Source organism: Providencia sp. 2023EL-00965, from assembly GCF_033550225.1.
In the GTDB taxonomy this organism is placed as follows: domain Bacteria; phylum Pseudomonadota; class Gammaproteobacteria; order Enterobacterales; family Enterobacteriaceae; genus Providencia; species Providencia manganoxydans.
Map to the genome: position 1 here is coordinate 14801 of NZ_JAWUEH010000014.1, position 15304 is coordinate 30104.

At 42.4% G+C, this 15304-nt stretch carries 10 protein-coding genes; 6 read left to right on the forward strand and 4 right to left on the reverse strand.

The features are described 5' to 3' along the window. Positions 1–8 precede the first annotated feature (8 nt). The 3 genes from argE (at position 9) to SC428_RS16635 (ending at position 3758) form a co-directional block, all read left to right on the forward strand. The gene (argE, locus tag SC428_RS16625; protein ID WP_140183097.1) at positions 9–1163 is read left to right on the forward strand and encodes an acetylornithine deacetylase; all 1155 of its coding nucleotides are present in this window, start codon (positions 9–11) and stop codon (positions 1161–1163) included. A gap of 226 nt (positions 1164–1389) precedes the next feature. After that, positions 1390–2274, forward strand: a complete 885-nt coding sequence (gene metF / locus SC428_RS16630) for a methylenetetrahydrofolate reductase (protein ID WP_140183096.1) — start codon at positions 1390–1392, stop codon at positions 2272–2274. A gap of 155 nt (positions 2275–2429) precedes the next feature. Beyond that, positions 2430–3758, forward strand: coding sequence for a hypothetical protein (locus SC428_RS16635; protein ID WP_318708938.1), 1329 nt, complete (start codon positions 2430–2432; stop codon positions 3756–3758). 161 nt (positions 3759–3919) lie between these two features. On the opposite strand, the gene ppc is transcribed toward SC428_RS16635, so the two are convergent. The 3 genes from ppc to metB all read right to left on the reverse strand — a co-directional run bounded on the left by ppc (position 3920) and on the right by metB (position 10561). Continuing rightward, positions 3920–6559 (reverse strand): phosphoenolpyruvate carboxylase, encoded by a 2640-nt coding sequence (gene ppc, locus SC428_RS16640; protein WP_070927450.1) that lies wholly within the window; start codon positions 6557–6559, stop codon positions 3920–3922. Positions 6560–6947: 388 nt separating this feature from the next. Then, positions 6948–9389 carry a bifunctional aspartate kinase/homoserine dehydrogenase II gene (locus tag SC428_RS16645; protein WP_318708941.1) on the reverse strand — a complete coding sequence of 814 codons (2442 nt, stop codon included), beginning with the start codon at positions 9387–9389 and terminating at the stop codon, positions 6948–6950. 11 nt (positions 9390–9400) lie between these two features. Beyond that, positions 9401–10561, reverse strand: a complete 1161-nt coding sequence (gene metB, locus SC428_RS16650; RefSeq protein ID WP_318708944.1) for a cystathionine gamma-synthase — start codon at positions 10559–10561, stop codon at positions 9401–9403. 314 nt (positions 10562–10875) lie between these two features. Here metB and metJ point away from each other — a divergent pair, with 314 nt between their 5' ends. Next, complete coding sequence (gene metJ / locus SC428_RS16655; RefSeq protein ID WP_004265315.1) at positions 10876–11193, forward strand: met regulon transcriptional regulator MetJ; 318 nt, start codon at positions 10876–10878, stop codon at positions 11191–11193. A 319-nt stretch (positions 11194–11512) separates the two neighbouring features. Continuing rightward, on the forward strand, positions 11513–12256 hold the full coding sequence (locus SC428_RS16660; protein WP_070927444.1) for a hypothetical protein: 744 nt from the start codon (positions 11513–11515) through the stop codon (positions 12254–12256). Positions 12257–12488: 232 nt separating this feature from the next. On the opposite strand, the gene rpmE is transcribed toward SC428_RS16660, so the two are convergent. Next, the gene (gene rpmE, locus SC428_RS16665; protein ID WP_004265313.1) at positions 12489–12704 is read right to left on the reverse strand and encodes a 50S ribosomal protein L31; all 216 of its coding nucleotides are present in this window, start codon (positions 12702–12704) and stop codon (positions 12489–12491) included. Positions 12705–13057: 353 nt separating this feature from the next. Between rpmE and priA the strand changes: the two genes are divergently transcribed. After that, complete coding sequence (priA, locus tag SC428_RS16670) at positions 13058–15256, forward strand: primosomal protein N' (protein ID WP_318708952.1); 2199 nt, start codon at positions 13058–13060, stop codon at positions 15254–15256. Positions 15257–15304: the final 48 nt, after the last annotated feature.

Sequence of the window (15304 nt, forward strand, 5' to 3'; positions counted from 1 at the left end):
TGTCAACAGTGAATATTAAATTACCTGCATTTATTGAGATTTATCGTCAATTAATTGCCACTCCATCCATCAGTGCAACTGATGCACAACTCGATCAGAGCAATAAAGCATTGGTTGAATTGCTGGGAGGCTGGCTAGAAACACTTGGATTTACGGTTAATATCCAACCCGTACCGGATACCCGTGATAAATACAATCTATTAGCATCAATTGGTGAAGGCAGTGGTGGCCTAATGTTGTGTGGCCACACAGATACCGTCCCCTTTGATGAAGGGCGTTGGAGTAAAGATCCTTTTGCATTGACGGAGCACGACGGTAAGCTCTATGGCTTAGGTACCGCCGACATGAAAGGCTTTTTTGCTTTTATTGTTGATGCGCTGCGTGATATTGATACGAGCAAATTTACTCGTCCACTGCATATTCTTGCAACTGCCGATGAAGAGACCTCAATGGCGGGGGCACGTTATTTTGCGGCGAGTACTCAACTGCGCCCTGACTTTGCCATTATTGGTGAACCTACCTCGTTACAGCCAATACGTGCGCATAAAGGGCACCTTTCAAATGCCATTCGTATTACCGGTCAGTCGGGGCACTCAAGTGATCCTGCCCGAGGTGTTAATGCAATTGAATTAATGCATGAGTCGATTAGCCATTTGATGACGCTACGTAACACATTGAAAGAGCGTTATAACAACCCTGCGTTCGTGATCCCCTACCCAACGATGAATTTCGGTCATATTCATGGTGGTGATGCTGCGAACCGCATTTGTGGTTGCTGTGAATTACACATGGATATTCGTCCTTTACCGGGTCTAACCTTGCAAGATCTCGATGAGCTATTGAATGAAACCCTTGAACCAGTCAAAGCAAAATGGCCGGGTCGTTTAGACATTGAAGCACTGCATCCCCCTATCCCAGGTTATGAATGCCCAACTGATCATAAAATGGTCGCTGTGATTGAACAACTTCTCGGTCAAAAAGCAGATACTGTTAATTACTGTACGGAAGCCCCTTTTATTCAAGAGCTCTGCCCCACTTTAGTTCTTGGCCCCGGCTCAATTGAACAAGCTCATCAGCCTGATGAGTTTATCGATATCGCATTTATTGAACCCACCCGCCAACTGATTGGTCAGCTGATTGAACATTTTTGTCTGACTGAATAAAATTTGATAAGCGCAATAACATCTTGCTGTTGCGCTTTCTTCAACTTGAATTTTTTTCCTATTGCCTCTGAAAAACTCTCACTGTGACTATTTCATTTAAGTGTTGACTCTATTTAAATATTCGGTAATCTTTATTTAGACGTCTAAACGTATAGACGCGTAAATGGATATAATAAACTATCGATACAATTACGATTGCAAGACTTAATGTCACGAGAGGCAGGGTATGAGTTTTTTTCACGCAAATCAGCGCGAGGCGCTAAACCAAAATTTGGCAGAGTTAGATGGGCAGATTAATGTCTCCTTTGAATTTTTTCCGCCGCGTACTGAAGAGATGGAACAAACTCTCTGGAAATCGATTGATCGGTTAAAGAATCTTAAACCTAAGTTTGTCTCTGTGACCTACGGAGCAAACTCAGGCGAACGTGATAGAACCCATAGCATTATTAAAGACATTAAAGAAAAAACAGGTCTCATCGCGGCTCCTCATTTGACTTGTATCGATGCATCACGCGATGAATTAAAAGAGATCGCCCGTGATTATTGGAATAGTGGAATTCGTCAAATCGTGGCACTGCGTGGTGATTTACCCGATAACAGCCGCAAACCCGATATGTATGCAACGGATTTAGTCGAATTACTGAAAACCGAAGCCGACTTTGATATTTCTGTTGCTGCTTACCCTGAAGTCCATCCTGAAGCGAAAAGCGCTCAGGCAGACTTAATTAGCTTAAAAAAGAAAATTGATGCAGGTGCTAACCGCGCGATCACTCAATTCTTTTTTGATGTTGAAAGCTATTTACGCTTTCGCGATCGTTGTGTCGCAACAGGCATTGATGTGGAAATCGTACCGGGTATTCTGCCTGTTTCAAATTTCCGCCAGCTAGAGCGTTTTGCCAAGCTCACCAACGTACGTATTCCATCATGGATGAGCAAAATGTATGAAGGGTTAGATAATGATCCTGAAAGCCGCAATTTAGTTGGCGCATCGATTGCGATGGATATGGTGAAAATTTTAAGCCGAGAAGGCGTGAAGGATTTCCACTTTTATACGTTGAACCGCTCTGAACTGACGTATGCAATTTGCCATACATTGGGTGTAAGACCGTAAATAATGACAGGCAATGAAGCTGTGTCTTTCGGCTTCATTGCTTTTAGCTAAAAAATTTACACCTTCATTAAATTTAGTCGTTCTATTAAAGAAAATCTTACTCTATTTTTTATACTCGCTTTTACCTGTAGGTAATCGCATAAGTTGAGATAACAATGAAAATAGAGACTAATTCCCACTCCCACAATGTTAATGCTATCCACCAACCCAATAGCATTGCAACATCTTCATTTCCTTTAGATTCAATGCGACAACGCGATATTGTGATAATTAATCCTTACCTTGGTGGTCAAGGAGATCACTTTCTAGCCAATAAAATTGCAAACATTGCCTTAAATGAAGACTGCCGAGTATCAATCGTTTCTATCAATGCTGAGGATACAACACAACAGCAATGTCGTAATCTATCACGACAAAATGATGAGTCGCATCATCTGAGCCAACTAAAAGATCCTATTTTTATCGTTGCTCCCGTTAGCCTTCTACCATCTGAAAAACTCCAAGAAAATATCAATCAGCTATGTGAAACACATCATTTTGCTAAACAAAAAATTATGTTGATTGAAGAAATGGATATTTCCCCCGTTGAAGATAAAGTAGATGAATGCTACGACAAATTGAAGACGGCTGGATTTAATAAAGTGACTGCACACCATTTAGGTATAGGACTTGGTATTGGATACCTAGCAACTGACCAACATCAAATTAGAGAGATCAAAAATCGATTTGAATATGAATTAACTAATCTAATAGATAGCTATAATGCGTCATTAGCAAAAGATCACAACTATCATTTAGGCTACATTAGCTCTGATGCCGCTATTTTCGGCACCCAAGTTTTTATTGCTAACACACTGGTCGAAACTCAGCATGATAATAAAGATACCCACTATATTATGGTGCTTCGCAAACTTAATGACCAAGTAAAAGAAGATATTCCTTCCAACCTAATGAAAGTTCTAACTAAAACAAAAAGTGAAAATTACGACTATCCATCCTTGTTTTCAAAAGTCACACTCTACTTTGCCGATCCTCTACAGGGCCATTTAGAAAAAGCTATCGAGTTCACGGGAACAGGGCAACGTCATGTAACTGTCGTGATAACCCAATCACTCCCTAAAAATATATTTGATGATTTTATGCAGTTAGCCCACTCAGGTATTATGAGTGGCGATCAGTCCCTTAGTGAATTCATTTCCTTGAAAGGAACTATTCCTTACTATGATATGCAGCCTTGGAAACAGGGTGTAGCGAAAGGACTCAAAAATGTTTGGAGAGAAAGTGAACGAGCAAGTATGGCTGACCATAAAATTATCGGCTTAAATAGGATGGGGACCCCAATTTATAAATTCCTGCCAAATAAAAACCAACCTGAGCTTTCACCTAAACAAATTACCAGAAAAGCCGAGGTAGAGGAGGAGCTATATTCTATGCAGGCTAATCAATATATTAGCCAACTTATTACTTCTGATATAAAGAAGTAATATTGAAACCTAAATATACTCAAAGTAAACAGATCCAAACTGTCATTATCAATTGGATATGTTTACCGTGAACATGTCACAACATCCGATATACCGTGACATGTCACGTTTTTATCTATCAATTCAACAAACTCATTCATTGAGTTGATAGAAAATAGTTTCTAGCCCGTATTACGCATACCCGCGGCAACACCGGCAATTGTCACCATCAATGCTTGCTCAACGCGCGGATCTGGCTGCTCTTGCTGGCGAGAGCGGTGTAGCAATTCTGCCTGTAAAACGTTTAATGGATCTGTATAAACATTACGTAAGGCAATTGATTCAGCAATCCATGGCAAATCAGCCATCAACGCCTCATCTTTCGAAACAGCTAATACGCTTTTGATATCTTCAGAAAGCTGTTCACGTAGTTTCAGGCCAAGAGGCCAAAGGCGCTCTTCCACCAAACGGTGGTCGTAATATTCAGCGAGCCATAAGTCCGCTTTCGCATACACCATTTCTAACATAGCAATACGTGTATTAAAGAAAGGCCATTGCTGCCACATTTCATCCAATACCGCTTGTTTGCCTTCTTGTTCAATCACATGCTTCAGTGCAGCGCCTGCCCCTAACCATGCAGGGAGCATTAAACGGTTCTGAGTCCACGCAAAAATCCATGGGATAGCACGTAAGGTTTCAACACCCCCCGTTGGGCGACGTTTTGCAGGACGTGAGCCTAGTGGTAATTTACCTAATTCAAGCTCAGGTGTTGCAGCACGGAAGTAAGGCACAAAGTCAGGCTGTTCACGGACATAGTCACGATACATAGCACAAGAAACGTCAGATAGAGAATCCATTACAGATTTCCACTCTTGTTTTGGCTCAGGTGGTGGCAGTAAGTTCGCTTCTAAAATAGCGCTCGCGTATAACGCTAAGCTGCTGATCGCCACCTGTGGTAAACCAAACTTAAAGCGGATCATCTCACCTTGTTCAGTGACACGTAAACCACCTCGTAAGCTTCCCGGCGGTTGAGAGAGCAGTGCAGAATGAGCAGGTGCACCACCTCGGCCAATTGTGCCGCCACGGCCATGGAAGAGTGTTAATGTGACGCCTTCTTTATCACATAACTTAATTAGAGCATCTTGTGCGCGGTATTGTGCCCAAGAAGCGGCCATAACCCCCGCATCTTTTGCTGAGTCAGAATAACCAATCATGACCATCTGACGATCATCAATTAGCTCACGATACCATTCGATACTTAGCAGCTTTTTCATCACGCTTTCAGCGTTGTTTAAGTCTTCAAGTGTTTCAAATAGTGGTGCAACAGGTAAACGCACTGAAGCGCCAGCTTCTTTGAGTAATAGCTTAACCGCAAGTACATCAGAAGGCACTTTTGCCATGGAAATGACATAGGCCGCGACAGAATCATTCTTAGATTCCGCAATCACACGACAGGTTTCGAAGACTTCTGCTGTTTCAGCACTTGGTTGCCAACTACGCGGGATCAACGGACGACGCGATTGCAATTCCGTTAATAAGAAGTCTTGCTTCTCTTCTTCAGACCAAGCTGCGTAATCACCTAATCCTAAGTACTGTGTTAACTCAGACAGTGCTTCTGTATGACGCGTACTTTCTTGCCGAACATCGATACGGACGAGTTGCAAACCGAAGCTACGTACACGACGTAATGTATCCAGTAGTTGTCCATTCGCAATGATACTCATCCCACATGCCATGAGTGATTGATAGCATGCGTACAGCGGTTCCCACAATTGTGCATTGTCGGTCAATAAATCAGCAGGTGGCAGTACTTGCTCACCTTTGACTCGGCGCTCTAAATATTCCAAAGTGGAAAATAGCTGGCCTCGCAGGTTTTTAGCTATTTGTCGATAAGGCTCATCAACATCATCACCGCCTGCTAATGCACGCAGTTCTGGAGTTGCTTCGGTCATCGATAGTTCGGAGACCAAAACTTGAATATCTTTTAAGAATAAGTCCGCCGCTTTCCAACGACTGAGCAATAATACATGACGCGTGACTTCTGAAGTTACATTTGGGTTACCATCACGATCCCCACCCATCCATGAGGTAAAGCGAATTGGGTTGGCTTCAACGGGCAACACTGTACCGATAGATTCTTCAAGCTGTTCATTAAACTCACGTAAAAATGCAGGTACCGCTTCCCACAATGAGTTTTCTACAACTGCAAATCCCCATTTTGCTTCATCGATAGGCGTTGGGCGAATTTTACGAATTTCATCGGTATGCCACGATTGCGCGACTAATTGACGCAAGCGACGCATGATATTGTTGCGCTCGTAATCAGCCAAATCATCATGATCGAGTTGTGATAAACAGGTATTTACTTCAACCAGTTTATGGATCAGGGTACGACGTGCTATCTCTGTGGGATGAGCCGTTAAAACCAATTCGATTGAGAGCTGGTTAACCGCTTTATGAATATCGCCATCAGTAAAACTTTTATCTTTTAAGCGGCTGAATAAGTTTTTGAGTGCAACAGGATTACTCGCTGCTTCACCGTGTGGTGAGATGCTGTGATATTGCTCAGCAACGTTAGTCAGGTTTAAAAACTGGTTAAATGCCCTCGCAACTGGTAGTAGTTCATCATTAGAGAGGTTTTGTAATGTCATTAACAGTTTTTGGCGCTGTACTTCATTACCAGCACGAGATGATTTTGACAATTTACGGATGGATTCCACTTTATCGAGGATGTCCTCACCTAAAGCTTCCTTAATTGTGTCGCCGAGTAGCTTACCCAACATACTGACATTACTACGCATTGCAGAATATTGCTGATTCATGAGACTTTAACCTTGTGCTTCTGGCAGAATGCGGTCCGTTCTAGGTTAGTTAACGGTTAGCAACTGCGTCCAATTTCCTGTAATTAAATTTCAGCAAGCTGCGCTGGAGTTGTAGTTTTGTGATGCAGCCACCAAATTTTACCCTTGCCTCTATATAGATATCAGAAAAAAAGCAATTTGGGGGATTTTTCTGAAATTTAATTACAGCGATATTTTTATTAGTTTTTCTTATTCATGTCTTGCTTTAGCGCAATATATTGTCGATTCAGCACTTTTAAGACATGAATATTGCTTAAGAATTAAATCATCAGAACAAAAACACAAAAATAGATAGGATTAATTGTAAGGAGGTAGGCATTAAAAAAATAATACCTACCTTAAAAATACGTTATAGCAGCTGAGAAAGACGATTAAGATCTGATTGGATAGCCCCCGCAGTTACATCACGACCCGCACCGGGCCCGCGGATCACTAATGGATTATCACGGTACCAACGACTTTCGATGGCAAAAACATTATCGCCCGGTAGTAATGAAGATAGAGGATGATCAGGTTTAACCGCTTCGACACCAACACGAGCACGCCCTTTCACCGCATCAAATCGCGCAACATAGCGCAAAACCATCCCCATTTCTTGGGCTGCTTCTAAGCGTTGTTGCATCTGTTCATTAATCACCGCACTATTTTCAAAAAACTCATCTAATGAGCCGGCTTCTGCTTGCGGAGGAACCAATGATTCAACACGGACATCCGTAGGTTCAATTTCATAACCAGCTTCACGAGCTAAAATAATTAATTTACGCATGACATCTTGCCCCGAGAGGTCAATTCGTGGATCTGGTTCCGTCAAACCTTGTTGCCATGCTTGTTCAACTAATTCGCTGAAAGGTACAGAGCCATCAAACTGTAAAAAAAGCCATGACAAAGTGCCGGAAAAAATACCGCTGATGGCTAAAATAGCATCGCCACTTTCTTTGAGATCACGCACAGTATGATTGATTGGTAAACCTGCTCCTACTGTGGCGTTATACAACCAATGACGCCCAGTTTTACTGAATGCATCACGAATTTGGCGATACTGCTGTGTTTCTGCTGCCCCCGCAATTTTATTAGCGCTGATAACATGGAAGCCATAACTGGCAAAATCAATGTAGCTATTCGCCAGCTCCGCGCTCGCTGTTACATCAAGCACAACGAGATCATCATATGGGTGGGAGCGCATCCATAAAAACAGATTATCGTCCTGATGTTCTATTGCATCATCATCGAAAAAGGCTAAAGCACGACTAGGATCAATACCTTGGTAATTAAGCAAACTGCGGCGGCTATCAACGACACCAGCAAGCACGAAATCAAAATCACTACGCGCAGAAATATTCGGTTGTTCAGCGGCAAATAGCTCTAACCAACGAGCGCCTATATTGCCTTTACCAAATAAAACTAACCCAATACGTTTTTCGGCTCGGAACAGACTTTGATGCATGCCTTGAATTAAATGTTCAGTCTGGTTTGAACGCAATACCGCAACTAAGCTGATCCCATCTTCCGAATGCCAAACAAATTCAACAGGCTGCTCTTTCAATTCTGCGTAGAAGCGATGACTATGCAGTGGGTTTTTACATACCCCTGCCCCCACTAATGCCACCAATGAAAAACCTTCACGTAGTGATAACGTTCCTGGAAGTGCGGCTTCTTCTAAAGTATTCAAGGCACTTTCAACAATTTCAGAGGTATAACAAAATTGCAGTAAATTCCTATCAGGATGAATACCATGCGCGAGTGGACGTAGCTGAGTACGCTTCAATAGTGAATCGATATCCTTATAGATCTGATTAAAATCACGCCCTTGTGCAATTCTGAGTTCAATTAAACATACATCATCATGACTCGTCACAATTTTTGCGCCAGTTCCTGATGCTAAGACACGTTCAATTTTTGTTGAACCTTGCTCAGGCTGATAGCTGCATCTTAATTGCAGGTCGATATTACTCACAGAAACGGGTTGTAAGGTACGTGTATGTAGTACCGGTGCAGCAAGACGGGCGAGTTCGCTTGCTTCATCTAAACGCAGTAAAGGCAATAAACAGGCGTCTTTAATTTTACGTGGGTCAGCGCTATATACCCCCGCTACATCGCTCCAAATAGTGACTTTTTCAGCATCTGCTAATGCACCGACTTGTGTTGCCGAATAATCGCTACCATTACGCCCTAGAAGAACCGTTTCACCCGCTTGGTTACGAGAAATAAACCCTGTCACAACCAGACGATGTTTAGGATACTGCGCTAAAATTTGCTGTAATAATTGGCGTGATTGTGGCTCATCAACCTGCGGCTGAGCTGCTCTTTCTGCCCGCAAAAAAGCCCGAGCATCTAACCAAACACTTTGCATGCCTGATTCTTGCAGCACCTCAGACATCAGGCGCGCTGACCATATTTCACCGTGACCAACGACTTCGGCGTAAGAAGCATCATTAATCGGTTTATCCAGTAAAGCACTTAAGCGCTCTAAATCTTCGATAAATAAACGAGTTAGTTTGCTGGCCTTCTCTTCTGGCAATAGCCCATTAATTAAATCTTGCTGGTAACGACGTAAGTATTGCTGAACTTGATGAGCAGAAATACGATCACTTTGACTTAATTTTAGCCAATTAATTAACTGGTTTGTTGTACTACCCGCAGCTGAAACCACCATTAAGTCACCGGATTGGCTATAGTTAGCCATAATATTGGCGACCCGCTGATAACATTTCGCATCAGCTAAACTACTCCCTCCAAATTTATGTAACTGGCGGTGATGTGGACCCGCCTCAACTGCTGTCAGTGCACTCATCAAATACTCCGCTAACGTTGTGCTGCTACTTTAAATGCATTTTCTAAATCCGCGATCAGATCTTGGCTATCTTCGATCCCGACAGAAATCCGTAATAAGCTATCAGTAATACCCGCCGCCGCTCGTGCTTCCACTGACATTCCTGCATGTGTCATCGTCGCAGTATGTGATATTAAGGTTTCAACGCCCCCTAATGACTCCGCAAGTGTAAAAAGTGTAAGTGAGCTTAGAAAACGACGTAACTGTGATTCATCACCATTAAATTCGAAGCTCAACATCGCACCAAAACCTTTCTGCTGTTTTACGGCGACCTTGTGGCCTGCATGCTCTGTTAATTCAGGATAATATAATTTCTTCACTAACTTCTGAGTTTTAAGATAATTTACTATCTCATGAGCATTACTTTGTTGCTGCTTTATGCGTGGTGATAACGTTCTGATCCCCCTGAGCAATAAATAGCTATCGAAGGCTCCCCCTGTAACACCGATATTATTCGCCCACCATGCTAATTCTATTGCCCACTTTTCCTCTTTGGCAATAACGGCTCCTGCAATAATATCTGAATGACCATTAAGATATTTTGTACAAGAGTGCACAACAAAATCAGCACCTAACGAAATCGGTTGCTGCAATATAGGACTTAAAAAAGTGTTATCAACAATGACTAAAGCCCCTGCATCGTGAGCTAGTTTTGTAATTGTTTCAATATCATAAATAGTTAGTAGTGGATTACTTGGCGTTTCAATCAACACCAATTTAGGTTTTTTAGCCAGGGCAGCGAGTAATTGAGTTTGGTTATTTTGATCAACAAATTGTACTTGATAAGCACCGCGTTGGTGCTGACTATTAAACAAACGATAACTTCCGCCGTAACAATCATGAGGAGCGACAAGTAGATCCCCTGGTTGCAGAAAAACAGTACATAAAAGATGTAACGCGGACATCCCACTGTTTGTCATCACTGCTCCGCTACCGCCTTCAAGCTGTGCGATTGTTCTTTGCACGATATCACGCCCAGGATTGCCCCGACGTGAATAATCATGAACACGAGGCTCATTAAACTCAGTAAAATTATAAGTACTGGATAAATAAATGGGCGGAACAACGCAGCCAAACTGCGAATCTTCGTTTAACCCATTATGAATGGCGATAGTCGACGGTTTAAGGGACATAAACGCTTCTCCTGATAGACGGTAAGCCAAATAATACCCACTAGAAGTATAGACGTCAACATATCTAGACGGCTAAACTTCTTTACGTTTATATCAAGTAATGGAATAATCATCCTTAATGATTATGCGTAAATTGATTGTAATTTATGCAAAACATATCAACTCATTAATTTCAAAAAGAAATTATGACGTTTTATGTTGCTAGTATTTTAACTTATATGTCAGTTAAAAATCTTAGACCATGAATATTTTGTGATTTGAAAGATAACTGATGTATTATTTTTTATTATTAATGAAAATAACCAAGGTAACTCATGGCTGAATGGAACGGTGAATATGTCAGTCCGTATGCTGAGCATGGCAAAAAAAGTGAGCAAGTAAAAAAAATTACAGTATCAATTCCATTGAAGGTACTGAAAATTTTAACTGATGAGCGTACCCGCAGACAAATCAATAACTTACGTCATGCAACCAACAGTGAATTACTGTGTGAAGCTTTTTTGCACGCCTTTACTGGCCAGCCGCTGCCAAATGATGAGGATTTACGCAAAGAGCGTAATGATGAAATCCCAGAGGCCGCTAAAGAGATCATGCGCGAACTCGGCATTGACCCTGAAACTTGGGAATACTGATTGCTGCTACTTCATCTCTGGTTTCAACTACGCCACTCACTGATGACGTAGCGTTTTTTTCCACTCTAAACAATTCGAGTTGCAGTTAGGCGACAAACGAAGGTAGACGAAGAGCATAGATAAACTCTATGATCCGGCTAACTGAGTACAGTCAACCAACACTGCAACTTGAAGGGTTTTGGAGATCTACTTCGGTTTAGATTCCTCTGAATTATTCGCAATTCAGAATCTCCCTCAAGCTTTACACGATCCGTAATTTTACACTCCCAGCATTATTTCCTACTCACAACGAATAACAAAAATCATGAAGGGTAATGTAATGAATCGATATAATCAGGCTTTGATGGGGCTAATTGGTACTGCGTTACTCATTACCGCTGGATGTACAAACTATTCCGCCATAAATTCACAAAAGTACCGAGAAACTCCTGATATTCAATCTTCAGCCAAAAAATTAGGTACTCAATGGGGTGAAGATGTTAATTCTGCTGTAACAACCGTGAATGCATCACGTTTAACCAACTCACCTTTTGATACTGCCACTATCTATTACCGCGGAGAATCAATACCATCGCGCATTCAAACCATGAATTACATCGCACTATCTCCATTGGAAATCAAAGTCACTGACCAACGTGGCTATAAAATGCCAATCTACCGTAATCATCAAGGCCAGTATATTTTACCCGCCAAAGAGGGACAGCGTTATCAATTAACTATCGCCAATACCGATAGAAATAGAACTTATGAAGTGGTCACAACGGTTGATGGTATCGATGTACTCAATGGCCGTGCAGGCTCATATCAAAATAGTGGTTATCTGATCCGCCCAAAGAGTGAGGTAACCATTGAAGGATTCCGTAAAAGCCAAGATCACGTCGCAGCTTTCCGCTTTGCTACCCCTGAGAATTCTTATGTAAATCAAAATATTCAAGGTGATGAACGTAATATTGGTGTCATTGGTTTTGCAATGTTTGAAGTTCGTGAACAGCTCCCTGACTGTGAAGCTAATCCTTTTCCCGCAAATGCACAATATGCCCCAGCGCCATGTAAAAAACGCTAAATGTGATTAAAGCGTATTCTTTAGAGAGTGCGCTTCTATCTGTACTGTGCTCCAGTTATCGCTATTTAGATGTGGGCAAGTGACCGATAAAACCGATATCGACATGGTAAAATCAAACGCGAAGATCAGAAACAATGGTATGTGTTTGGTGTGGGTGACCGTCTTTAACGGTTTATTTCTTCCATAAAAAAAGGGAAAACGTATTTTCCCTTTTTTGCGTCTGTAGGTTTTATTACTTCTTAGAACCTGGGATGCTGAAACGTTGGTTAAAGCGATCAACACGACCACCAGTCGCAACGTCACGCTGTTTACCAGTATAGAACGGGTGGCAGTTACCACAAACGTCCAGGTTCAGTGAGTGACCCGCAGTTGAATTGATTTTCATAACATTACCGCAAGAACAAGTAGCAGTAACTTCTTCGTATTTAGGGTGAATACCTTTTTTCATGGGAGAACCTCTATTAAGGCCGTGTCGCCATTCCAGCCCTAACGCCGGACACCACACGTCGTGTTGATTAAAAATGTTTATTGGCAAAATTAGATACCAAAGGCGGCGGATCATACAGAAAATATGTTTATCGCGCAATGAAAACTGCATATACTCGCCATACTTTAAGATGCAGAGGTATCGACTAACCTCCGCGAGCCGAGCTACATAGTTTGTCTATGCTCCCCGTCTGTCTTACTGGTCTATCACTTGTCGCTTATCTACATCTCGAATTATTTAGAGTAGAGTTTTTTATGATACTCTAACCAGACAATCTTACTATTATCGCACAAAAACTAGACGGAATACTAGATATGATCGTCGTTCAGGTGGCTTTACCTGTTCCTTTAAATCGCGCTTTTGATTATTGCTTAGATGACAATATGCCGATCCCTCCCATTGGCGGTCGTGTCATGGTGCCTTTTGGTAAACGGCAAGCTCTAGGCATTGTGGTTAACCACAGCCATACTAGCGAACTCCCCGAAGACCAACTGAAATCCGTTGAGCTTGTGCTTGATAATGAAACTCTATTCCCTGATGACCTATGGCAATTGCTATTATGGTCAGCGCAGTACTATCACTACCCCATTGGTGAAGTTCTCTTTCATGCGTTACCTATTCTATTACGTCAAGGCAAGGCCGCTGAGTTTTCGCCAATTTGGCAATGGCAGGTAACTGCACTTGGCGAAAGTGTCGATCTTAACGAATTAAAACGTTCGCCAAAACAGCAACAAGCTCTGGCTTTATTGCGTCGTGGTGCAATTTATCGCCACCAAGTCAATGAACTGGAATTGAGCGAAAGCGCGCTTCAGTCGCTGAAAAAGAAAGATTACATTAACCTGTACCCTGTTCAGCCAATAGCAGAAAAATGGCAATCTCAATTTTCTGTCAGTGGAGAACGCTTACGCCTCAATAGCGAACAAGCTACCGCCGTCGGAGCCATCCGTGCTGAAGATGATGCTTTTTCACCTTGGCTCCTTGCGGGTATCACTGGTTCTGGTAAAACCGAAGTGTACCTCAGTGTATTAGAAAATATTTTAGCACAAGGTAAACAGGCATTAGTTTTAGTGCCTGAAATCGGTTTAACACCGCAAACAATTAGTCGTTTTCGCGAACGTTTCAACGCCCCTGTTGATGTGCTGCATTCAGGGCTAAATGACAGTGAACGCCTTGCTGTCTGGTTACGCGCAAAACAGGGTTCGAATGCCATTGTCATTGGTACACGCTCTGCACTATTTACTCCCTTTTCTCGCTTGGGCATTATCATTATCGATGAAGAGCATGATAGTTCCTACAAGCAACAGGATGGCTGGCGCTACCATGCACGCGACCTCGCAGTTTTCCGTGCAAAAAAGGAAAACATTCCTATTATTATGGGAACGGCTACGCCTTCTCTAGAAACATTGTTTAATGTTCAGCAAAAGAAATATCGCCAACTGAACTTAACACTGCGCGCAGGAAACGCACGCCCTGCAACTCAACATCTTATCGACCTTAAAGGCCAACCACTCAAGTTTGGCTTATCACATTTATTGGTTAAACATATTCAAGAGCACTTAGCACAAAACAACCAAGTGATCTTATTTTTAAACCGTCGCGGCTATGCACCTGCACTGATTTGCCATGAATGTGGTTGGATAGCCGAATGCCAACGTTGCGATCACTACTATACTTTGCATCAGAACTTTCATCAGCTACGTTGCCACCATTGTGATAGCCAACGTCCGGTTCCGAAACAATGCCCACATTGTGGCTCCACACACCTCGTTCCTGTGGGGATGGGAACCGAACAGCTCGAAGAAGGGATCACTGAATTATTCCCTAACGTTCCGGTAACACGTATTGATCGTGATACCACTAGCCGTAAAGGTGAATTAGAACAACATTTAAATGAAGTCCATGCGGGTGGTGCACGTATTTTGATTGGCACACAGATGTTGGCCAAAGGACACCACTTTCCAGATGTCACCTTAGTTGCGCTACTTGATGTTGATGGAGCGCTGTTTTCCAGTGATTTCAGAGCCGCTGAACGTTTTGCTCAGCTTTACGTGCAAGTGTCTGGACGAGCTGGCCGTGCGGGCAAGCAAGGTGAGGTGTTTTTACAAACTCACCATCCGGAACATCCATTACTACAGACATTATTAGAAAGTGGTTATGATGCATTCACTAAAGAAGCGATGGAAGAACGCCGAATCGCCATGCTTCCTCCTTTTTCTAGCCATATTTTGATCCGTTCAGAAGATCACAACAACCAAGATTCAAAACAGTTTCTACAGAAAGTACGCCATTATATTTCTGAACACCCACAAAGCGACCCTCGATTATGGATCTTAGGACCCGCCCCAGCAATTCAAGCTAAACGCGGTGGCCGCTTCCGCTGGCAACTGTTACTACAACACCCTTCTCGTGGCTATTTGCAAAAATTTACGGCGCAACTTCTACCTGAGCTACAAAGCCAGCCAGAAAGTCGCAAAGTGAAATGGAATATTGATGTCGATCCTACTGATGCCTAGCCTTATCTATCAAAGATAAATCACTCAAAATACGTTTACGTATCATAT